Genomic DNA, 23005 nt, shown 5'->3' with positions numbered 1-23005 from the left:
TCAATCCGTTGGCAGGCGCGGGAATGGTCGTTGATGCACGCCAAAGGACGTCCCGACCGTCCGTCAAAAGAATGGCCAACTCGTGACTGCTTCCTTTGATGCATCGGTTGCAAGTGGGCTTACCGATGGCGCCTTAAAATGGGCGATCTCTTCTGCGTGAATCGTGAATAGTGCGTGCACTGATCGCTCGAAGATCGGAAGCGAAACTGACCGGAGCAATATGTGAGAGCTGTTATTGTTGGCTTCCCTTTGTTGCTGGCGGCCTGTCATCCCGCATCGGCCGATCCGATGACGTTGGATTTTTCATGGAACGGGGCCCGCGGCTGTGTCACGCTGTTCCCAAATCCTGAGATGCGTCTGCGCAATATTCCCGCCGGTGCCACATCGATGACGCTCACACTTGCAGAAGGCACTCGCGAAATGGGAGGCCAGAACGTTCCGGTTCCGAGCAATGGCGTCGTGCCATCGGGGACGATCCGGACATTTGGTCCTTGCAAGCCGGGTGTGTATGAATGGACCGCCCTCGTGAAATCATCGACGGGACAGGTTCTATCGGAAGCGCATCAGGCGCGTTTCTATCCCGCGGACGAGACCGCAGCGAAGCAATAATTTCGCAGCATCAATCCACGGATTGCACCGTTTCGGTCCTTTGCAACTGCGCGTGGCAGCTTCACGCGTCTGCGCGCCGCCGTTCGATCGTACGAATGAAGCCACAATCCATCTAGATATGAATTAATGGAGTTTGGAAGGTTGGAGATTGAGAACAAGTTCATGCTTCGTGACAAGGAGTTGAGTGTTGTTGGCGCGAAGGTTGATAAGGAAGCGTAGCGATTTCGCCGGCCCGACAAATATCGGTAGTGTCCCAGCTCCGATCGATGCGCAACGCGCGGGCGCGGCGAGATGAAAAAGACCGTTCTGGTCACCGGCGGTGCCGGCTACGTCGGCTCGCATTGCTGCAAGGCGTTTGCGATGGCGGGTTGGAATGTCGTGACGCTCGACGATCTTTCCCGAGGCTGGCGCGATGCGGTGCGCTGGGGACCGTTGGTCGAGTGCGATATTCGCAATTCAGCCGGCGTGCGCGCAGCGCTGGACACCTACAAGCCGGACCTTGTCGCGCACTTTGCGGCACTGGCTTATGTCGGCGAATCCGTGGCTGATCCCGCCATCTATTACGACAATAACACGAGAGGAACGCTTGCACTCCTGGAGGCAATGCGAGCGGCCGGTTGTTCGCGCGTGCTCTTTTCCAGCACGTGCGCCAGTTACGGAATTCCCCAGCACACGCCGATAGACGAAACACATCCGCAGGCGCCGATTAATCCCTATGGTTGGTCCAAGATGATCATCGAGCGCATGCTGGAGGACTTTGGCCGCGCGTACGAGATGTCGTCGGTTTCGCTGCGCTATTTCAACGCGGCGGGCTGTGATCCGGACGGAGAGATCGGCGAGCGCCACGAACCGGAAACGCATGCCATTCCGCTGGCGATCGAAGCTGTGCGCCGACCCGATCGGCCTTTCACCATTCTGGGAACGGACTTTCCGACGCCGGATGGCAGTGCAATCAGGGACTATATCCACGTCAACGACCTGGCGCAGGCGCACCTTCTCGCAGGTGACATGCTGGTGGCGCGAGGCGGTACTCATGTGTTCAATCTCGGTACAGGGGTTGGCACGAGTGTGCTCGAACTAATAAAGGCAGTGAGGCGTGTCTCCGGAAACGATCCGGTCGTCCGCCGCGGCCCACGCCGCGCGGGCGACCCGCCCACGCTCGTCGCTTCCTTTGCCAAAGCCAAGCGGGAGCTCGGTTGGAGCCCGCGGCAATCCGAGATCGACTTCATTATTGAGACTGCACTGAGGTGGAGCGATAGCAACCCGTCGGCATGATTTCGCACGAAAATGATCGATACCCCATTCGCAGGAATTGGACTGGGAAGAGGCGTGGTGCACGTCTCCGTGACGTCGGCGTCCGATGTTGCTGAAACGACATTGAACGAGGGCATGACGGTGTTCTGGCGCGCCGACCAGCCGATCGGCCATGTGCTGATGCATGAAGGCCAGATAACGGACGCCAGGATCGATCATATCGACAACACCTTCCTGTCAGCCGTCGATTCCAACGTGCGAACCTCGACGAAAATGATGCTCTCGGCGAGCGTGGTGATCTGCACGCGAGACCGTCCGGACGAGCTGAGCAAATGCTTGTCGTCGCTGCCGCAACAGACTCATCCTCCGCGAGAAATCATTGTCGTAGACAATGCATCGCGCGATCGGCGGACCCGGGATGTCGCGTTGGCCGCGGCAGTAACCTATATTCGGGAGGACCGACCCGGCCTGGACATTGCGCGCAATGCCGGCGCGCTCCAGGCGACTGGAGATATTGTCGCCTATACGGACGACGATGTGCTGCTTCACCCGCGCTGGCTGGAGCAACTGACATGTGCGTTTGACTCTCCCGAGGTCGGTGCGGTGACTGGGCTTGTGCTTCCCGCCGAGCTCGCGACCGAGGCGCAACGGCACTTCGAGACGTATTGGGGATTTGGCAAGGGCTATCGCGAACAGGATTACGACAGCGCAGCCTTCCGATCGCATCACGGCCAGGTCCTGCCCGCGTGGGACGTCGGCGCCGGAGCGAGCATGGCGTTCCGGCGCGAGGTGTTTCAGGCCGTCGGGCTCTTTGATGAGCGCCTGGACGTCGGTCAGGCCGGCTGCTCGGGCGACTCGGAGTACTGGTATCGATTGCTCGCGGGCGGCTACACGTGTCGTTACACCCCGGCGTCAGTCGCATTCCATTTTCACCGCAGGACAATGGATGGACTGGCCAGCCAGATCTATCATTACATGCGCGGTCATGCGGCCGCACTTTTGGTGCAGTATGAGCGAACGGGGATCTCGGCGAACCGGCGTCTGGCTTACTATCACAAGCCGCGTTGGTACCTCGCTAGGCTACTCCGAAAAGCAATGGAAGGAGACAGCATTCGCGACCGCTTCCTGAAGGAGGAGGTGACCGGATATCTCGCCGGATTGCTGTTCTATCATCGCCAAAGGTTTCGCAGATGACAGCCCATCCGCGTACGTCCATCGTGATCGCCGCCCGCGACGCTGCGGGAACCATTGCTGAAACTCTTGTCAGCCTGCTCGCGCAGAGCGCCCCCTCCTGGGAGGCGCTTGTCGTGGATGACGGTTCGATCGATGCCACGGCCGAGATCGTTGCTGAATATGCGGCGCGGGATTCCCGCTTTCGGGTTCTGCAGTCTGACGGAGTAGGCGCTTCCGGTGCCCGCAACAAGGGAATTGCAAGCGCGCGCGGCGAACGAATACTGTTCCTGGACAGTGACGATTGGATTGATCGATCCTTCCTTGCGCTGATGAATGCTGCGCTGGATCGCGATTCCTCGGCGGTGGCCGCCTACTGCAACTGTTGCCGGGTTATGCCTGACGGCAGTGAAATTTCCGTTCGCCGCGATCCGGCCATCCAGGACAACGCCTTCGAGCGTTTCGCTCGGACGTGTGCCACGTTCATCCATGGCGTGCTCGTCTTGAAGAGCGCGGTTGCAAAGGTCGGTGGCTTTGAGACCAGCCTCCGCACGTGCGAAGATTGGGACCTGTGGCAACGGATCGCCCGCTGCGGCGGCAGGTGGATCCATGTCGACGAGAAATTGAGCTATTACCGGACAAGCGACCGTTCACTGACGCAAGATGTCAAACGGATGCTGGCCGACGCGCGTGTGGTCATTGCGCGCGGATTTTCGAGTGACGACCGCGTCAGCGAGCCGGCACCCGCACACCAAGCTGGAGCGTCAACTGCATACGGCAGCGTCGCGGCGGCGTACGCGTATTTCGCCCTCTGGTGTGCCGGATTTGACTGCGGCCGCAGGAATGCCAGCGATCCATCGCCGGAAACGCTCAGCGACATTCCAAAGACCGAGACAACAGCGGACTTCGTGGCCTCTGTTTTGCTCGATGCCGTGATGGTCGGGGCAAGAACGGTGCCCGCCAAGCTGGCGGAACGGTGGCCGCAATACGGGAAGGGCGTAACCCACCTCATTTCAGCAATGGGGCACGCATGGAGCGACCCGGCGGCAGCGCGAAAGTGTCAATACCGCTTTGAGCGAAAAGTGCTCGATTATGACGACCTTTCGGCGCCCAGGGTCCTCACGTTGACGTTCGGCACGCGCGTTGACCTTCGCCGTATCGATACCATCAGGCCGATCGGGACTGTCGATCGATTGTATGTCTATCTCTGTGACGGGCCTCGCATCCTGACGCTGCTCGATATTGGTGCCCTCGGCACCGTCAACAACCGGTTTTGGATCGCGCTGGCCGCCCATGGCCTCGTTCATTTGCAGGTCAAAGACCAGATCGGAAGGCTGATTCGGGCAAAAATCGCACTCCACAAGCGGACAGAACGACTTCAATCCTTCATCCGAGACGGCCGAGATACTCACCGGGGGCGGCTACGCGAGTTGGCCTCGCGGGCCTCACGTGAGGCGCGGTCGCGAGCCATCTCGGGCATCTCCGCTTCGAGCAGTCCTATGCGATGTGCCAGAAGATCTCGAGACACCACACGCAAGAAATTTTGGGAGGGTTTCTTCGAGCAAGAGGATCCCTGGAACTACGGTTCGCCGTATGAACAGGAAAAGTATAGCCGGCAGCTCGAGCTCCTGCCGGACCAGCCAGTGGATCACGCGCTTGAGCTTGCGTGTGCGGAGGGACATCTCACACGGCAATTGGCACCCAGGGTCAAGCGCCTCAGAGCCGCCGATATCTCGACCAAGGCGCTCGATCGCGCCCGTGTCCGATGCAATGGGCATCAGAATATCGAATTCTCTCAATTGGATTTATCCGCCGATCCGCTCCCACAGAATATCGATCTGATCGTCTGCTCCGAGGTCCTTTACTACCTTAACGACGAGGCCGAACTGGAATCGGTCGCGAAGCGACTGGTGCAGGCGCTGCGTCCTGGCGGTCACCTGGTGGCGGCCCATGCCTTTGTGCTGAAGGACAATATATCGCGAACGGGCCTCGACTGGGAGAGTCCGTATGGGGCGGAGACGATTAGGCGGATTATCCAGGGCGTGCCCGGGCTCGCCCTGGATACATCGATCGAGACGGAGCTGTACCGTATCGATCGGTTCAGGCGGTTAGTCCCGGGCGAAGCCGCCCCTGACATACAGGTGAAATTCGCGACTATCGACGCGCCGATTGAGCTCGAGGTTGCGCGGTCCATCGTGTGGGGCGGGGCCGTGGCGCGCAGGTTTGACGTCGCGCAATCCGAAAGACGAACGCACGCTCCGGTCCTGATGTATCACCGAATTGCGACAGAAGGACCAGACGAACTGGCGCGGTACCGCTTGTCTCCGGATGCGTTCGGGCAACAGATGCTGTGGCTTCGCCGCAATGGCTACCACACGATCAATTCGGATCAGCTCGCCTGGTTCGTAGCAAGCAATCATCCGTTCGTGGGCAGGCCGGTGCTGATCACGTTCGACGATGGCTATCAGGACTTTGCCGAGTATGCATGGCCGATCTTGCAGGCAAACGATTTCTCGGCAGAGGTGTTCATTGCGACCGATTTCGTGGGAAGGTGGGCTGAATGGGATGCGCCGTTTGGAGAGCCCGCTTCGCTGCTCGATGCGGCCGGGATCGCCGGGCTGGCCGCCGAGGGCGTATCCTTTGGCAGCCATTTGGCGAGCCACCCGCGCAGCCAGGAACTTGCGACCTGGACGCTCGCCGAGGAACTGACGCGATCTCGTGCACAGTTGGAGCGATGGCTTGGGCGATCGATAACGTCGCTTGCTGCGCCTTTTGGCTCTACCAATCAGCGGCTTGGAATTCTCGCAGCCGAATGCGGCTACAAGACCGTGTTCAACACGGTCAACCGGGCTGCAACACTGAAGGACAATCTGTTGGACCTGCCGCGAATTGAGGTCAGAGGCGATTTCACGCTGGACACATTCGCGCGCTGCCTGGAGCAGTATCAATGAGTAGCGGTGCGCTGCTGATCAGTGTGGTTATTCCCGCCTTCAACGCCAGTGCGACGATCGATGAGACGCTTCGCAGCGTAAGGTCCCAGTCGCACCGTGAGCTGGAAATCATTGTCGTGGACGACGGCTCCACAGACGACACGGTCGCAGTTGTCCAGCGGCATCTGGTTCAGGATTCTCGCGTAACAATCATAGAACAGCGTAATGCAGGGGTGGCGGCCGCCCGGAATGCGGGCTGGCAGGCCGCGCGCGCGGACTTCGTCGCGTTCATTGATGCCGATGATCTCTGGACGCCTCGCAAGATTGAGCAACAGCTTCAAGCCTTGCTTAAGGCAGGAGAGCGGACTGGTCTGGTCTACAGCTGGTATGACTGGATCGATGCCGATAGTCGCGTAAGTGCCAGGTCCGATCCCGTCTTTCATGCGGGCGAGGTGCTGGACTATCTCTGTCAGGGAAATTTCATTGGCAACGGCAGCTCGGCGCTGGTTCGCCGGGAAGCCCTCATAGCTGCAAAAGGTTTCGAGAGCGGACTCAGGGCGTCGGGGGCAGAAGGCTGCGAAGATCTGCTGTTCTATTGCCGTGTCGCGGAGGCGTACCACTTCGCGGTCGTGCCCGAGTACCAGATCGGCTACCGCTATCTTCCGAACAACATGTCAAGCAACATGCCCCGGATGTTCCGGTCGTGGATGCTGGTCGCCGATGAGATCATGGCGCGGCACCCAGAGCGCACGGCGCTCCTCGACCTGGGCTTCAGAAACTATGCGCGTTGGCTGCTTCGGAGAGCTCTGACGGGCGGTCACTTGTGGTACTTCATCTCAATCCTTGGACAGCTTTTCAGACGGAATCCCTTGCTCGCGCTCAGGGTCGCCGTGCACGATGTGCCACGGGATACCGTGTTGGAAGTCCGGTGGAAATGGCGGCATCAGCGTCGCAAGGTGGTCCGACCACCGGCTTCGTTATTTGCCATCGGCGATCCGAGTCAATTGCAATGACAGAGCACGCGAACAACACACGAAGTCCGAGATCTGCTCGCCGCGCTGCATTGGTCGAACTGTTCAAGCTGCTCAAGCTTGCTCCACTGCCCGGCTGGGTGACGCCCGCGCTGATTGTCCTTGGCCTGGCGACATCGTTGGCGGAGACGGTCGGGATTACTCTCGTGCTCCTGTTCTTCTATTTCGCCATGGGTCAGGTGGAGCTTGCAACGTCGACCAGCGGCCTGCTGGGCGAAGCGCTTCGATATGCGGCGAACTGGTTTCACAGCTCGACCGAAACTGCTGTCGTGCTGCTCCTTCTCATCATTGCTCGCGGTGCTCTTTCCTTTATCAACACATTGATCAGTGCGCGTGTCGGAGAGAAGATCAATGAAGTCGCGCGCAACCGCGTTCATCTGCAGTATCTGTCAACTTCGTATTCGTTCTTCCAACGCCATGACGAAGCCTATCTCATGGAGGTGTTGGGAACCGAGACATGGGTGATCTCCGGGGCATATGCCAGTCTTACCCGCATTGTCGTGAGTTCGTGTTCGGTTTTTCTCTTCGCGTCCTTTCTGTTGGCGCTCTCGATCAAGGTAACGGTCGTCGCCCTCGTCGCCTCGATGATCATATCGGCGGGATTGCGCCATCTTTCGCTGCCAATGCAGCAGTTGGGCGCCGGCGTAAAGCTGGTTCATCAAAAGCTGGGTGAGCATATGCTGATGACACTCCAGGGCATGCGCACGATCCGCGCGTATGGCCAGGAGGAGAGTCACCAAAAGCGCTTCGAGCAGGCTTCGGCGCAGGCCCGACAGGTCGCGCTGCGCCTTGTGCGCCTATCCGCCCTGGTCTCGCCTCTGACGGAGGTGGGGTATCTTTTCGTGCTGTTTCTCGTAATCGCGTTCGCTGATCTATGGGGAATCGGCTTTGCGACGAGCCTGACCGCGGTCGCGTTGCTCTATCGATTGCAGCCGCATATGCGAGATCTCGAAGGGAACTTGCTGTATATGGCGCAGATCGAGCCGCAGCTTCGGTCCATCAGACACATGCTGTCGACAGATGACAAGGAGTACCCGAACGCCGGGCACGTGGCCGTGGCTAAACTGGAGAACGGCATCTCATTTCGCAACGTGACGTTCCGCTATGATGCCGGTACCGAGCCCGCTCTTTTGGATGCTTCGTTTGACATTCCTGCGGGCAAGACCACTGCGCTCATTGGAGCCAGTGGGGCGGGCAAGACCACGATCGTAAATCTATTGTTGCGACTCTATTCGGCCAACGAGGGTGTCATACGGGTTGATGGGCGATCCATCGAAGACGTTCGTCGAATCGATTGGCTCGGCATGCTCGCGATTGCGGGGCAGGATGTGGACCTGGTCGAAGGCACGGTGATCGAGAACGTTCGGATGGCCAAGAACGACGCCTCCGAGGAAGAGGTTCGGCAGGCGCTGCGGGTCGCGGGCATTTCAGAGGTCGTCGAGGCCTTGCCGGACAAATACGACACCTGGATCGGACAGCACGGCCTGCGCTTCTCAGGCGGTCAGCGGCAGCGCCTTGGTCTTGCCCGAGCGATCGTGCGCAATCCGAAGTTCCTCATCCTGGACGAAGCGATGAGCGCGCTCGATCTGACGCTCGAGGACAGCATTCGACGCGCGATCCAGCTACAATTCAAGAACCGAACTTTGTTGCTGATAACACATCGCCTGGATTCAGTGCGCGATGCGGACCACGCGGTGTGCATTGAAAACGGCCGGGTTGTCGCTGAGGGTCCTCCGGCGAAAGTCCTGGCGAGTCAAGGAGCGTGCGTAACGGGCACTTCGCAAGATGAAGTGCCCTACATCGGATGCGGAACGCGGTTCCCTAACCGGAACCTGCGTGTTCGGCACTCGCCCGGTGAATGACGGGTACTGCCTTGAGCGTGCTTGTTGCAGATCAGCGCCGACTTCACATGAGCCCGTAGCACTACGGTGTCTCCGCAGAAATCTCTAGCCGTCAGCTGATTCTCGCGTCATTCGTCAAATTGCATCGAATCGATAAGGCTCTTTTGAACGCGTGCATAGTTGTGTGCACGTAAAAGGAGCACGCAATCCATCATGACCATTATCAATGGAAGCGCCGGTACTGACGTTCTGTTTGGCGGTACCGGAAACGATGTTCTGACCGGAGGCGCAGGCAGCGATACTTTCGTCGTCTCGAAGGGATACGGCTCCGATACCGTCACTGATTTTCAGGCGGGCTTGAGCGGCGATGTGTTGCGATTGCAAAACTACGGCTTTGCGACGTTCGCCAGTTTCCTGGCAGCGGCCACCCAAGTGGGCTCCGATACGGTCGTCACGCTGTCGTCCACCGAAACCCTGACGCTGCAGAATGTCGCGCTTTCGACCTTGGTTGCAAGCAATGTCGCCCTGGACAATCCGCTGCCAGCGAGCGGAACGGCATGGAACTGGGCGGGTACCGTCGCCGCGGGCGGTACGCTGACGACCGGTGCGACAAATGACGGTATGGAGGCCGGCGGCACGGGCGTCACGCTGATCGGCGGAGCAGGGGACGACACCTACTATGTCTATGACCACAACACCAAGGTCGTCGAGCAGGCCGGAGAGGGTATCGATACGATCCGTGTCTGGAACATCAATGGATACAGCCTCGTCAATGCGCCGAACGTCGAGAATCTTGTCCTGACAGATAGTGTTCCGTCGCCCGCCACCGGCAACGATCTCAACAACATCATTGTCGGCAATGCCGGCGACAACATGATCGACGGCGGGCGAGGCAACGATGTGCTGACCGGTGGGGCCGGTCGCGACACCTTTGTCGTGAAAGCGGGCAACGGCAACGACATTGTCACCGACTTTCAGGCGGGTGCGGGTGGGGACATCCTGCAGCTCAACAACACCGGCTTCAAGACGTTCGCCGACGTCACGGCGGCCATGAAGCAGGTGGGCACCGACCTTGTCCTGACGATCGCTAGCGGCGAAACGATAACGCTTGAAAACACCAGCCTCCAGAATCTCACGGCCGCCAATATAAACATCGTCAGTCCCCTGACCGGACTGGTCCAGACCTTCAACGACGACTTCAACACGCTCTCCGCGGGTCAGGATCCGAGCCTGACCTGGCGCACGAGCTATGCCTGGAGCGGAGCCGCAGGGTACGGGCTGGCCGGCGAACAGGAGGTGTATGTCGATCCCAGCTTTTCCGGGCTGCCGGCCACTCAGGCATCAACGTCGCTCGGGCTCAATCCGTTCTCGATTCAGGACGGTCACCTCGTCATCACGGCGCAAGCGTTGCCTGCGAGCGCAACGCCTTATACGGGCAGTGCCATATTTTCGTCGGGCATGATCTCGACCCAGAACAGCTTTACTCAGACCTACGGCTATTTCGAGATGACGGCCACGCTGCCCAGCACGAGCGGAGCGTGGCCGGCGTTCTGGATGCTGCCCAGCACGGCCAATAACCTCAACACTGAGATCGATGTGCTCGAAGCCTTTGGCCAGGATCCTGACCAGGCGCATTGGGCCATTCACTCGCCCTACGCGCCGGCGACGAATGGGGGCTGGGCAAATACAGCCAACCTGACCACTGGAGAACACACGTTCGCGCTCAAATGGACGCCTTACGAATTGACATTCCTCGTCGACGGGAACGAGGTCGCGCGGCAGGCCACGCCCGCCGACATGAATACGGCGATGTACATGATCGCCAATCTGGCGATGGGCGGGAGCTGGCCGGGCAATGCCGCTCCAGGATCGACGGCGACGATGACCATCGATTCGATCAAAGCCTATCAATTGCCGGAATACACGCTTGCGAACTACACTCTGCTCACGAGTGGCACGCCGACCAACACGATCGCGGGAAGCGCGGCTGCGGACACGCTGAGCGGCACGTCCGGCAATGACCTGATCGGTGGTGCAGGAGGCGCCGATGTCATGACCGGCGGTGCCGGCGACGACACTTATGTCGTCACCGATTCCGGTGCGAAGGTTATCGAAGGCTATGGCGGAGGCATCGACACGGTAAACGCCTCGGTGACGTATACGCTTTCGAGCTACGTCGAGAATCTGACCCTCACCGGTTCCGCAGCCATCAACGCCACCGGCAATATTCAGTCCAACATCATCATCGGCAATGCCGCGGCAAACGTGATCACCGGCGGGCTCGGCAATGATATCCTGACCGGCGGCGGCGGTGCGGATAGCTTCGTAATCAACTCCGGCGACGGTTCGGACATCATCACCGACTTTTCGCCGGGATCAGGCGCCGGACACGATGTCGTCCAGCTCAACGGCTTTGCCTTCACCTCATTCGCCGACGTTCAAGCGGCGATGAGCCAAATCGGAAGCGACGTATATCTGAAGCTGACGAGCCAGGATACCCTGGTGTTCCGCAACACGACGGTCTCGGCATTCACCAGCGACGATTTCCAATTGCCAGCAACGCTCCCGGTCGGCGGCACGATCACGTCTTGGATCAGCGGGAAGGCGAGCAGCCACATGGTGTACGGTACCGCGGCCAACGACAAGCTCTCGGCGGTCAATATCGATGACACGCTCGTCGGGGGGAACGGCGACGATACCTACGTCATCGGTAGTGCGAACCAGAAAATCGTCGAAAATCCCGGCGGCGGCGTTGACAGCGTGGAGGCTTGGACGTCGTACACGTTGTCGGCAAACGTCGAAAACCTGACGTTGATGATGGGCGGGCTCGCGGGCGTCGGCAACCAGACGGCAAACCGTATGGTCGGCTCGAGCGGTGACGATTTCCTGGATGGCGCAGGCGGGAATGACTGGCTCTCCGGAGGAGCCGGAAACGATACGTTCATCTACAATGTAGCCAGCGGCAACGATACGGTCGCCGATTTCCACGTGTTCACGAGCGCGACTGCCGAACATGACAAGCTGATTCTGAAAGGCTACGATAGCGGCGCCTACTTGACCCATGTGAACGATGTATGGACCGTTCACTACGCGGGTGGAGCAGACACGCTGCGCATCGCGGGCGTGACCAGCTTGACGTCGGCCGACTATTCATTCGTTTCCGCGACGAATTCGCCGATGACGATGACATCTATCGCCGTGCCGACGATCTCGGCTGTCAACGACAGCGGCTCGATCGTGTCGGGCCTCATCAATACAAATCATCTGGTCCTCACGGGTCGCGCGCAGGCAGGTTTAACCGTCAAGGTTTTCGACGGGACAACTCAGATCGGCACGGCGATCGCCGACGGCAACGGTAGCTGGAGCATGGCGACTGCAATGCTGGCCGAAGGCGGCCACACCTTTGCCGCCGCAGCGATGGACGGTGTCGGCAATCTCACCGCGCTCTCAGCCGGGGTGAATGTCACCATCGATACGATCGCCCCGAACGTGCCCAAGCTCGCGTCGTTCTCGCCCGACAGCAACGTCGCCGGCGATGGCGTCACCAATGTCAACCACGTGAATTTGACTGGAACCGCGGACGCCGGGAGCACGGTGCAGGTCTTCGACGGCGCGACGATGATCGGAACGGCGATCGCCGATACCAACGGAGCCTGGTCCTTTGCCACCGCAACGTTGGCGGACGGTAATCACACCTTTACCGGCAAGACCGCGGACACCGCCGGCAACGTCAGCGCTTCCTCCGGTGCACTGAACGTCACGGTCGATACGCGTGCCCCGGTTGCACCCATCCTGACCTCGGGCGCACCTGGAGCTTCAAGCGCGATAATCGTGTCCGGCACGGCAGAAGCCGGAAGCACTGTCCGGCTGTACGAAGGCTCGATCTTGATCGGCACGGGCGTCGCGGCGACGAGTGGGGCCTGGAGCGTCACCACCGGATCGCTCACGGCAGGGCAACACAGCTTCACCGCGACCGCCACCGACATCGCCGGCAATTTGAGCCAGCTTTCCAATGCTTTCAGTTCCGCGGTGGGTACGGTGATCGAAGCGACCGGCACGACATCGCTTATCAAGTCGGGAAGCAACTTCTACCTTTCGACGGCCGGCTCATCGTTGATCCTGAAGAATGGCGGAACGGCGGTTGTCGCAGGGCAGCTTGGCGCATGGGTGCCAGTGGCTGCGGAAGCGTCGTCGAACGGCTATCTCGTCGCGTGGAAGATCCCCTCGACCGGCCAGTTCGCGGTCTGGAGCACCGACAGCAACGGCAATTTCGTATCCAGCTATCTGAACAAGGTGTCCGGTACCGACCCGGCTCTTGAGTCGAGCGAGACCCTCTTTCACCAGGATCTCAACGGTGATGGCGTGATTGGTCTTCCACCAACGCCCCAGCAGGTTTCAGGCACGACAATCGAGGCGTCCGGCTCAACCAGCCTGGTTCTGGTCGGCTCGAATTACTTGCTCGACGGGATGGCCAGCGGCGCGGGGCCGACCTTGAAGTACGGTGGCGTAGCGGTTGTGTCGGGACAGTTCGGCGCTTGGACGCCGGTGGGCGTTGAGCAAACGACCAGCGGCTATGATGTCGCCTGGAAGATTCCGGCCACCGGCGAACTCTGTGTGTGGACCACGGACAGCAATGGCAACTATCTATCGAACCTCCTGAACAAGGTGTCCCCGACCGACTCTGCTCTTAAAGCGGTCGAGACGACGTTTTATCAGGACCTCAATGGCGATGGTGTAATCAATACGTCATCGACCATCCTCAAGATCTCCGGAAATGTCGTATTGAATCTGGGCAATATGTCACAGGCCGCGACGGTCGACCCCGGCGCCACGCTCGAATTGTCCGGCGCCGCTTCCGGGTCGATCACCTTCAAGGCGTCGACCGGCAATCTGGTGTTGGACCACGCGTCGCAATTTACGGGAACGCTCATCGGTCTAACGGGTGACGGCACCGCGTCAAATTCCAACCATATCGACCTGAAGGACATCGCCTACGGAGCGGGAACGACGGCGTCCTTTTCCGGCGATACAGCCGGTGGCGTGTTGACCGTGGTCGACGCTCAAAATCACACGGCACATATCTCGCTTGCTGGCGACTACACCAACTCGACCTTCAATCTCTCGAGCGACGGATCCGGGGGCACACTGGTCATCGATCCTCCGAAGGCTCGCTTTGATTTTTCGGCGGTTGCGCCGTCGCAGCCTCCTGCTACCGCACCGGCCGTCGGCACCGCGCGCCTGGGAGGCGAGGGGTTCGTGTTCGAGCAGTCCGCCACCTCCAACCCATATGACTTAGTTAACGAGGCGTTTCATGAAACGACCAAGATAGGGCTCCTCGCGGCCACCACTTATCCAGATGTTGACTCGAGCCTTCATCAGGTCGACGCCGTTCACGCGGTAGCCCCGATTGATGTCCATCTGGCGGAGTTGCATAACTTCATTCTTCGCTGAAGGTCTTTGCCTTTCGAATAACGTTGCGCAACGCGCGTTTCGCAAGTTCCCGTTTCCGCGTGAAGGAGATCATGGCGAGGAGATATGATGCATAGGCAAGCGCCAGCAGCGTAACCAGCCCAGCGAAAGAGTTTCCATCCAGCAATGAGATGTTCGAAATCCTTGTGACGGCCGCCGCAACGCCACAACCGATCCAATGCGGGACGGTCGTCTTGACCAGGCTCGTTGTCGTCACCGGGCCATGACGACCGATAGATATCGCGCAAAGCGGCAGCACGACGGTGCAGTTCACCAGCGTATACGCCGCGGCGATTCCAAGCGCACCCCAGGGAAGACCGACGAGGAATGAGGTCACGTTGATCAAGGCGGTCCAAACGCCAAGCCTGAAGTACTCCTGGCTACGGCCTTGACTGAGGAACAGCCAAGCTGCCGTCGCGGTCGCGACCTGGATCAAGCCGGCAACGCCCAGCCAGGAAAAAATCGGGGCTGCGCCCACCCAATGCTCGCCAAGGAGAACTCTGAAGAGCGGTTCCGAGAGTAGGATGGCAAACACGATGCCCGGCTGACATATGAGCATCACCATGGAAAGGGCATCATTGTAGGTACTGAGATATCTCTCCTTATCGAAACGAAGCCGCGAAAGCAGCGGGACAATCACCTGGCCGATCGGGTTGTGTAATTGGACGATCGGCAGCAGCAACAGCTTATAGGCCCGATCGTACAGGCCAAGTTCGTCGCCGCCTCGAAATTTGCCGATGAGAATGTTGTCCGCATTTCTCGAAAGATAGTTGACGAGGTTGAACCCTGACACATGCAGGCCAAATCGCGCCATGTGGCGCGTCTCGCTGTCCAGACTGGGATATCCGGGGCGATAGCCGGAATAGGCCCAGATCCCGATTGTCGAAAAGAGGGTAAGAACGAACGTGGACAGGTAAAGTGCCCAATAGTTTCTCAAGATGATTACAGCGACGATCCCTGCGACAACGGAAGCGGTTGTCGCGGCGACATCCAGGATTGCTAGGGCCTTAAATCGGGATTCTCTGGCAAGGAGAGCCGCCGGAACGGTCGGAAGGCCAGCTATGAAACTTAGGCCGGCAATTGCGATCATGAGCTGCTGAAGCGTCGTATCGCCATAAAACAGCGCAACCGGATGCGCGCTCAACGCCAGAACGAGAGCAGATGCCGCGGAAGCGAGCACCGACAGCCAGAACAGCGCATCGATTTGGCCCTTGGCGATTTCCGTGCGTTGAATGATGGCCTGTCCAACGCCGACATCCTTGATGAGCCCGACGAACGTTGCGGCCGTCGCAGACATAGCCAGCAGGCCGAAGTCGGACGGGGCAAGATTTCGCGTCGAGAATATCGTCAGGACAAAACCGGCCGAGAGTTTCCAGGCTTGGGACCCGCCCGTTATGAGGATGTTGGTTACGGCCCGTGACTTGCTGTCCTTGTCCAACGGCTCACCCCCGCGATCTCAAACACCTCTTGCGCGGTCTCGCGCCTGCCAGCAAATTCCGCGGGAAATCCAGCGCGCTGCACGATGGCGGTTCCGATCGTCTCCGGCTTTTAGCTTGGCCTTGGCACGAACGGAAGACATGATCGGGCGATGTGGGATCGGCCTGGACGAGCCTGCTCGAAACTGATCTCAAGCGATGGCTGGACGTCACCAACGTCAATGCAGACACTTGTGGTCACATCAATGCCCGCAGTTTGTCATATTTCGATTCACAGTGCTGAGGTTCCCGTGAGATGATTTTGTGGGCACTCACACCAGGAGAAGGGCAAGCTGCGCTTGCGATATTTGCAGGCCGCTAGTCATTCTATAATGTTCGGTTGATCTCGATGGCGAAGCTCCGGAGGTCCGAGACGGGATGACGTTGTACACTGTTGCATCACGGCAAGGAGCGCGGTCTGGCGTCGCGTCGCTTGCGGGACCTCTCTTCCTCCTTGCAGTAGCCGTCATTCTGTCTGCGATTTCGCGGCGGGCCGTCACGCATCTCGCGCGCTGGTCTGACATTTACGCTCTGGTGCTGGTTTGCTCGGCATTTGCCGGCGCGCTCGCCTTCAGCTCCATTCGCTACCGTGATTTCTCGCCGCCATTGCGGATCACCGCCTTCGCGATCGGAATGACGATCTTCGTGCAGTTGCTGTTCGATTCATTGGGGCCCTTCGCAGGGCCTCCCAACATCCTGTTCGGGGCGGGCGACAAGATTCTGTTCTTCCGCTACGGTGCGGTGCTTGCGGTTGTGGCAGGAATAGCCGCGATCTGGCGTCCTTCATTTCTGGTGCCGCTGTTCTACTTCTATCATGCATGGCGCGAAATGGTGAGCGTCGTGTCCGGCATCTTCGTGACGGAGACCGATTATCTCGGTATGCTCGACGTCGGTAACTTCGCCGTGCTTGGCGTGCTCGGCACCATCGTTCTCACCAGCGCCTGGGTGATGGATCGCGTGCCGAGGCTGCGAACTCTGTTCGCTTCCGCAAATGACGTGAAGCAGCTTCGCGATCGCGCCTATGGCTTGATTTGGGCGTGCGCCGTCGGGGCGCATCTCGGCAGCTATTTCTGGTCGGGAATCGCAAAGCTGCAGGCTGGTGGCGAGAAGCCGTGGACCTGGCTGTTCGCAAATCCCACGCAAACGTCCATCCTGATGGGCCTCGAACGCGGCGACGCCCCGCTCGGCCTGTGGCCGGGCGCGTTGCAGACCATCTGGGACGCGATCGTGAGCAACCAGCTGATCTTCAACGTCTTCGTGCTGGGTGCCCAGCTCCTGTCGCCCCTGGCTGCGATCTCGACGCGCGTGCTGTCGTTCTTCTGCCTGCTGTTCGACGTCTTCCACATCGGCGTGTACTTCACGCTCGGGGCTCTTTTCTTCTTCTGGATTGCGCTCAACCTGTTCATCGTGGCTGCGGCACGCACGCTGCCGCGTGATGGGTTCACCCCGGCGATGAAGGTTGTGATGGTCGTGACCGTCATCTGTGGCCGGTTCTTTTTCTACACCAATCACCTGGGATGGCTGGACGGGCCGAAGCTGGCAAGCCCGCGGCTTTTCGTCGAGACCCGCGAAGGTCGCCAGGTTCTCGCGCCTTCCACCTATTTCGGCATCTACTCGTACATGATCGGGACCGGAACCATGTACATCCCTGAGAATCATTTCCGGGCTCGCGTTGGCGGCAACAACCACGATCTTGCGACTTGGCACGACGCGGCCACCTGCGGCCCGGAGATCCTTCCGCGTCAAGACACAGGCGTATCCATGGAGGCCGTGGAAAAATTGGTCCGCGAGACGGATCGCTTTTTTCGTGTCTACCCCTGGGTGAAGCACAACAACAGCTTTTATGCCTATCCGCACCACATGCTGTCCAATCCATGGCTGTATGGCGAATTCAACGAGCTGACCATGGACGATATCGTCGCCTATCACTATGTGGTGGACTCAGTATGTCTCGGCCTGGCGGAGGGCAAGCTCGTGCGCGACGTTCGGAATCGAACGGACTATCGAATTGACCCATAGTGATGACGAGATCTGGGTGGTCTATGACGGCGAATGCCCGTTATGCAGCCGCTATGTTCTGCTGTACCAGTTGCGGGAGCGTGGGCAGCGCATTCACCTGATCGACGCGCGTTCGGAACATCCGATCGTCGGCGATATCCGCGCCCGCAACCTCGATCTCAATGAAGGCATGGTGGTTCGCTGGCGTGGGCGGCACTACCATGGGGCCGATGCAATGCATCTGCTGGCAACGCTTGCCGCGGAGAAGACTGTCTTCAATCGTCTTAATCGGCTGGTGTTCTCCCGGCCACGCCTGGCAAGGGCACTTTATCCGGCACTGGTGCGTGGAAGGAAGCTTCTCCTTCGGCTTCTCGGCCGCAAGTTGATCGATGAGATCAATGCTCCGGAACAGCGGATACCGGTCGGTCCTTCCGACCAAAACATCAAGCACAACGAGGGAGTCCGATGACGATTGGAGGAAGGCTCCAGCGCGCCTCCTGTGTACAAGAAGCGGTGGGGCAGGTTATCGCGTCGCGGCCTGATAGGCCGGAGAGAGACGCATCAGGCCGCAACGGACAAGGTCGTCGGATGATTGGTAGATCAGGCTTTTCGGATAGATGAGCTCGAATGACCGATTTTGATCGAGTCGCTCCGCGTAGCGCTGATACTCGACCGATCCGAGATAGTAATTCCCTTCACGGACCGCTATTGCGACCTTATCGGTGAAGTCGTGGAGAAATTTGAAATGGAGCAGGGCGCCTGTGACATCGCCTGGCTTGCCTGGTGGGGTCATCAGGTGACCGGCGGCGATATAGCGACGGCTGGGCAACCAGCGCGCGAGCGGCACTTTAGTGAGCAGCGGTGGCTGCCAGCGCGTGATGTTAACTGCAGGCAGCAGCCGCGCCAGCCCGTATGGCTCAAGCAACTGTACGAGTGCGTCATAAAGGGCGATCTTCGGCGGCATCGGTTCGTCATAAAACAGCCTCGCTCGCGCACCGCCCACCAGGTAGTTGGCCGGAAAGCCGCGCCGACGGCGCTTCACATAGCTATCTGAATCGAAGTAGGGGCAGAACGCGACGAGGCTCTCACCGGCTTGGTAGCGCTCCGGGCCTCCGAGCCAGCGTGGATACATGTCGACCATCTCCGCGGTCATGCAATCGGCGCCGGTACTCTCCAGATATCGGCACAGCCATCGAAGATCAAAATTTTCGCAACCGGGATAGACAAAGAGTTCGTCGGCGTCGAGCGTCAGCGCCCACCGTCCTGGCGCGAATTGGTCGAGCACGGCGCTGGTCCAACGCGCGCCACCACTTGATTCTGCAAAGGACTCCCGGATCTCGAACACGTGAACGTCCGGCTGATCGAGCAGGAATGCTCGCGTGCCGTCATCCGAACGGTCATCGATCGCGAGGAAACGTCGGACCCCAAGCCGGCGATGATGGCGCAGGAATTCGGGTAATCGCAGCATTTCGTTGCGGAGCTTGCCGACAGCCACGATCTCATCGGGGCCGAAGTCGAGGGGCCGGGTATCAATCCGGTGAATGACCGGATCGGGACGCTGCTTGGCCCGTGATCGCGCTGGCGTCAAAAATGCGACAGCCGCTTGACCCCTTACGATCAACTTTTGTAACGCGTTCTGCGCGCCGTTGCCGCCCGCGGCTGTTCTCGCCAGCAATTCCATTTTTAATTTCCAGCCAACCGATCATATCTGCATTGTCGACATAAAGACGGCGAATATAGGTGCTATGGAGAGTCATGTTGTCTCAGCGGGTTGATCTAGCATCATAAACCCGTGGCAAGGCGCAAATGTGCGCTTCTTCTTTGCAATCGAGGAATATCGGCCGGCGGCTTCGCATCGGTTCCGAATAAATTGCATTGCCATTTATTCCCAAACGTCCTGAGCATACTGTGTCGCGTCAGCTTGTCGCGGATTCGCCTCGTCTAAAAGCATTTGCCTCGACTTGGTGCAACACAGCCATTCCGCTGAAGTTTCAACGAGCCGAAATCAAAATCAAAGAAGAAAGCCTGCGCCACGCATTCAAACGCGTATTCAGTTGGGTGTAGCAGATATTGTCGTTGAGCAGATTGGAAGCTGCAGGCCAACAGCTTCAGCGGAGCACCACGCGCGCAGGGGGATCATGCCGCGTAAACGACGCGTTCACAACACACCGGCAGGAATGCGGCCCTGCGGGATGGTCTGCATGAACTAAGCAGGTGCGGCGCTTCTACGGGAGGTTGTCACAGTGTACGGGCCCGCGACAACATTCTCGGTGGCCGCTCAGGATAGGTGTCTTAGGCTGCGATTTGCGATTCAGGCATCTGCGGTGATGCCTCCGACTGCACCTGGTCCAGCACCGAGAGGTTCGCGATGAGCAGATAGATCAGCAGGCTCGCGCAATAGACGACTTGCAAGACCACCGCGCTAGCGACGAATGCGATCGCGCCCGTCGCGAAACCCTGCTCGAGGCCCAAATACCATGCTGCAGCCAAGATTAGCATCGTTGCGGGAATAAGGGCATATGCGCGAAGAAAACGCCCCAGAAGAACACCCGCCACGGCGCTTGCGATCATCAGCACAACCAAATCTGCCCTCCTGCTCTCCGGACGCGTGATGGGCCGTATTGTAGCCACAGAACCGCTAAAAACATACCATTTTTACGCGGCCCCGGCCAGTCTTTACCTGCCTGTGCTGCGGGCGGGCGGTTCCGTCGTAAAAAGGTGCTCTGTCATCGACCCGGTGCCCTGGATTCCCACCGGGATCCCGGAGCTCTCCTGCTGACAACCTGGTGCTTCTCGGTTCCAGGGGGGTACTTCCCACCCCGTCTCGGCAACACGCCGACACGTAAATGCGGCAAGACGCTTGTGACCAGACGCTTCGGAGAAAAGGGCCCTAACCGCCCTGTTTTTTGCGCAGCAGGAGTCCGACCAGTTCTTCGAGGCTCTGCTCAATGTCCGCGGACTGCAAGGATCCGGTATCGGGCTTGGAGGAATGCGGCTCGATCAAACGCAAGCTTGCGCCGGCAGGCCCGGATTTCACTGGCTTCGGCTCCCCAATTGATACGGGTCTAAACGACTCAAGCATGTCATAGTTCGCCTGCTCAGTTATTGCGGGTTGGGGTGTGGCGTATCGCGTGATGGTGCTTTCATCGGAAGATGGCCGTCCGGTTCTGAGCGCAGGCGAAACGTAGGGCTGCAAGTTCAAGTACTCGGCGTGGCGCTTACGAGAGATCAGCTCACGCGTGCCGTAGCCGGCCGCGAAGCCAATCGCGAGCAGAACAGACATGATGAGGAGCCCAGCCATCAAACTACCCGCGCCCACGCATAATTCTGCCTCAGAGTTAACCTGTTACCGTCTATATCCCGTAGTTGATAGATACCGTAATTGACGATTTGAAGGCACGTCGTTCGCCGTGTCCGGGGAGGGCTGCGCTCGCGTAAGGATCGCTTCCAACGAGTCGTGAGGTGTTCGCGATACGATATCCGCTGCATCCTAGCGATGCGGTGACTTGCCTATTTGCTGGTCAATGCACCTTCGGTTTGGCATCGCGCTGTCGTGGGTGTGACGGCCGTCAATTGACAGCTCGCTCAACGTAGCGAACATCGCAAACAGGAAATCACCATACCGAGATCGCCGCCTTGTCGTTACAATCTCCAGGTTCCGCCATCAAAGCCGATAGTCGCGCGGAGAAGATCGGCGCGGTCAACGGTTTTCGCGGACTCGCCATCTTGATGGTGATCCTCTTTCACTTGCTTGTTCCGTTTACATCCAGCGCGTCGGCGTTTCCCGGCGAACTTGATCCGAATGGTCTCCTGGCCATTGTCGCCAAGCACGGCTTCCTGGGTGTAAATATCTTTTTTGTGCTCTCCGGATTCGTTCTGTACCTGCCCTATCGCACAAAGAAGCGAGCCATCGGTCGGCTCGCCGACCTCCCGCATTTCTATTGGCATCGCGCAGCCCGTTTGCTTCCACTTTACTATACGGTAGTCCTCGTGACGGTTGCGCTCCATGCCAAGTCGCCCGCTGGATCGCACGCGTGGTACCTGGAACTCGGCGGACTGTTATCTACGCTTTTCATTTTTGTGCCGCACGGGTTTATGCCCCCCTCCAATCCCGTATTATGGTCCGTAGGCGTTGAGATCTGGTTCAGCCTTTTGTTTCCGCTTCTGATTCTTCTCACCGCGCGCTTGGGCCTCCGAAGGCTGTTGCTGTTGAGCGTCGTCATCTGCTCAGCTTTCGTGGTGGCTGGGCACCTTATCGCGGTGGATCGGATTGGGATGTTTCGCCCGTTTGTGGGCGGAATATTTGGGTCGTGTTACCAGTTCATTTTCGGAATGTTGGTCTGCGATCTCTACGTCAAGTCCAGGGACAGTGTATCACTTAGGAGATTTCAGGCGCGCGGGCTGCTGCCCGGACTGCTGGTGATGATTGCCGCCATATATCTCAAGGATAACGGCCCCTGGGCGGTGAGCATTCTCTACGCCACGATCTTTTGCGCCGGGTTTGCCATGGTGCTGCTGGCGGTGTTGTGCGGGGCATGGTCCGCAAATCGCTTGTTCGAGGCGTGGCCAATTCAAGTCGTCGGATGCATGTGCTACAGTATTTATGCGTGGCATTCGATCATCATGGTTGAAATGATCCCGCCCGATACGTCTCCGTTGCAAGACACGCTTCAACTTTCATTGCCCTATCTTGCAATAACGATCCTGCTAAGTGCCCTGAGCTACCGCTATATCGAATTTGGCCATCAGCGCGATTGGAGGTCGTTGTTCCTGTTGCGCAACGCCAATTCCGACGAACTCGCCGGCGCTGGGGTATCGCGTCAGGGTGGGGTCTAAACCAGTTGCTTCGTCTTGAGAGAACTTCGGGGCTTCTCGCACTGTGAGTCGCAGGTATGTTCGGTGGTCCCGAGTCGGCGGCAAGCTTTTGGTGCGGCCACGCCTATCACGCCCTTCTCTCCTCGAACCTTTGCAGCTGACCATTGCGTCTCCGCTGAGCTGGGGCCCCGCGGAACGGCCGGTCACGGGGGGAGCCTTCAGGACTGAGGCGGGGGGATGGCCTCACTTAAGAGGCCGGCGGCGCGCGGGCTTCTCAAGTAGAGAATCAAGCTGATCTGCAGAACAAAGCCAAATTCTTCGTTTGATTTTAGCGCCCTACACAAGCGAGGGAATCAATCCTTCGGTAGCGGCGGACGCATAAAGCAGACGTTGCGCCTCGGCCGCGTCGCCTT

The 23005-nt window shown here is 59.0% G+C and carries 14 protein-coding genes; 10 read left to right on the top strand and 4 right to left on the bottom strand.

Annotated elements, in window-relative coordinates:
* Positions 1-222: 222 nt before the first annotated feature.
* From HYH07_RS19515 to HYH07_RS19485, 7 genes are all read left to right on the top strand, one after another.
* Positions 223-609, top strand: coding sequence for a hypothetical protein (locus HYH07_RS19515; RefSeq protein WP_220004011.1), 387 nt, complete (start codon positions 223-225; stop codon positions 607-609).
* Positions 610-900: 291 nt separating this feature from the next.
* Complete coding sequence (gene galE, locus HYH07_RS19510; protein ID WP_220004010.1) at positions 901-1884, top strand: UDP-glucose 4-epimerase GalE; 984 nt, start codon at positions 901-903, stop codon at positions 1882-1884.
* 12 nt (positions 1885-1896) lie between these two features.
* Positions 1897-3057: a glycosyltransferase family 2 protein gene (locus HYH07_RS19505; RefSeq protein ID WP_228749650.1), complete on the top strand. Its 1161-nt coding sequence runs from the start codon at positions 1897-1899 to the stop codon at positions 3055-3057.
* Entirely contained in the window at positions 3054-5984 is a 2931-nt protein-coding gene (locus HYH07_RS19500; RefSeq protein ID WP_220004009.1) for a trifunctional glycosyltransferase/class I SAM-dependent methyltransferase/polysaccharide deacetylase, read from the top strand. Before HYH07_RS19505 ends, HYH07_RS19500 begins: the two co-directional genes overlap by 4 nt.
* Positions 5981-6976: a glycosyltransferase family 2 protein gene (locus tag HYH07_RS19495; protein WP_220004008.1), complete on the top strand. Its 996-nt coding sequence runs from the start codon at positions 5981-5983 to the stop codon at positions 6974-6976. The genes HYH07_RS19500 and HYH07_RS19495 overlap by 4 nt, the downstream gene beginning before the upstream one ends.
* On the top strand, positions 6973-8856 hold the full coding sequence (locus HYH07_RS19490) for an ABC transporter ATP-binding protein (RefSeq protein ID WP_220004007.1): 1884 nt from the start codon (positions 6973-6975) through the stop codon (positions 8854-8856). The genes HYH07_RS19495 and HYH07_RS19490 overlap by 4 nt, the downstream gene beginning before the upstream one ends.
* 192 nt (positions 8857-9048) lie before the next feature.
* Entirely contained in the window at positions 9049-14286 is a 5238-nt protein-coding gene (locus tag HYH07_RS19485; protein ID WP_220004006.1) for an Ig-like domain-containing protein, read from the top strand.
* Here HYH07_RS19485 and HYH07_RS19480 read toward each other — a convergent pair.
* Complete coding sequence (locus HYH07_RS19480) at positions 14273-15742, bottom strand: lipopolysaccharide biosynthesis protein (RefSeq protein ID WP_220004005.1); 1470 nt, start codon at positions 15740-15742, stop codon at positions 14273-14275. The genes HYH07_RS19485 and HYH07_RS19480 overlap by 14 nt on opposite strands.
* A 415-nt stretch (positions 15743-16157) precedes the next feature.
* Between HYH07_RS19480 and HYH07_RS19475 the strand changes: the two genes are divergently transcribed.
* Both HYH07_RS19475 and HYH07_RS19470 read left to right on the top strand, forming a co-directional pair.
* Positions 16158-17798 (top strand): hypothetical protein, encoded by a 1641-nt coding sequence (locus HYH07_RS19475; protein ID WP_220004004.1) that lies wholly within the window; start codon positions 16158-16160, stop codon positions 17796-17798.
* A complete protein-coding gene (locus HYH07_RS19470; protein ID WP_220004003.1) occupies positions 17788-18246 on the top strand; it encodes a DCC1-like thiol-disulfide oxidoreductase family protein in 459 nt (152 codons plus the stop codon). The genes HYH07_RS19475 and HYH07_RS19470 overlap by 11 nt, the downstream gene beginning before the upstream one ends.
* 54 nt (positions 18247-18300) lie before the next feature.
* Here the strand turns inward: HYH07_RS19470 and HYH07_RS19465 are convergent, their stop codons facing one another.
* From HYH07_RS19465 to HYH07_RS19455, 3 genes are all read right to left on the bottom strand, one after another.
* Positions 18301-19458: a glycosyltransferase family 2 protein gene (locus HYH07_RS19465; protein WP_220004002.1), complete on the bottom strand. Its 1158-nt coding sequence runs from the start codon at positions 19456-19458 to the stop codon at positions 18301-18303.
* Between the two features lie 611 nt (positions 19459-20069).
* On the bottom strand, positions 20070-20360 hold the full coding sequence (locus HYH07_RS19460; protein ID WP_220004001.1) for a hypothetical protein: 291 nt from the start codon (positions 20358-20360) through the stop codon (positions 20070-20072).
* A gap of 307 nt (positions 20361-20667) precedes the next feature.
* Positions 20668-21060: a hypothetical protein gene (locus HYH07_RS19455; protein ID WP_220004000.1), complete on the bottom strand. Its 393-nt coding sequence runs from the start codon at positions 21058-21060 to the stop codon at positions 20668-20670.
* 353 nt (positions 21061-21413) lie between these two features.
* Here HYH07_RS19455 and HYH07_RS19450 point away from each other — a divergent pair, with 353 nt between their 5' ends.
* Entirely contained in the window at positions 21414-22613 is a 1200-nt protein-coding gene (locus HYH07_RS19450) for an acyltransferase (protein WP_220003999.1), read from the top strand.
* Positions 22614-23005: the final 392 nt, after the last annotated feature.

Origin of the sequence: Bradyrhizobium sp. BR 10261 (genome assembly GCF_019455395.1) — a bacterium.
GTDB classification, from domain to species: Bacteria; Pseudomonadota; Alphaproteobacteria; order Rhizobiales; family Xanthobacteraceae; genus Bradyrhizobium; species Bradyrhizobium manausense.
This window is presented reverse-complemented; position numbering and strand designations above follow the sequence as displayed.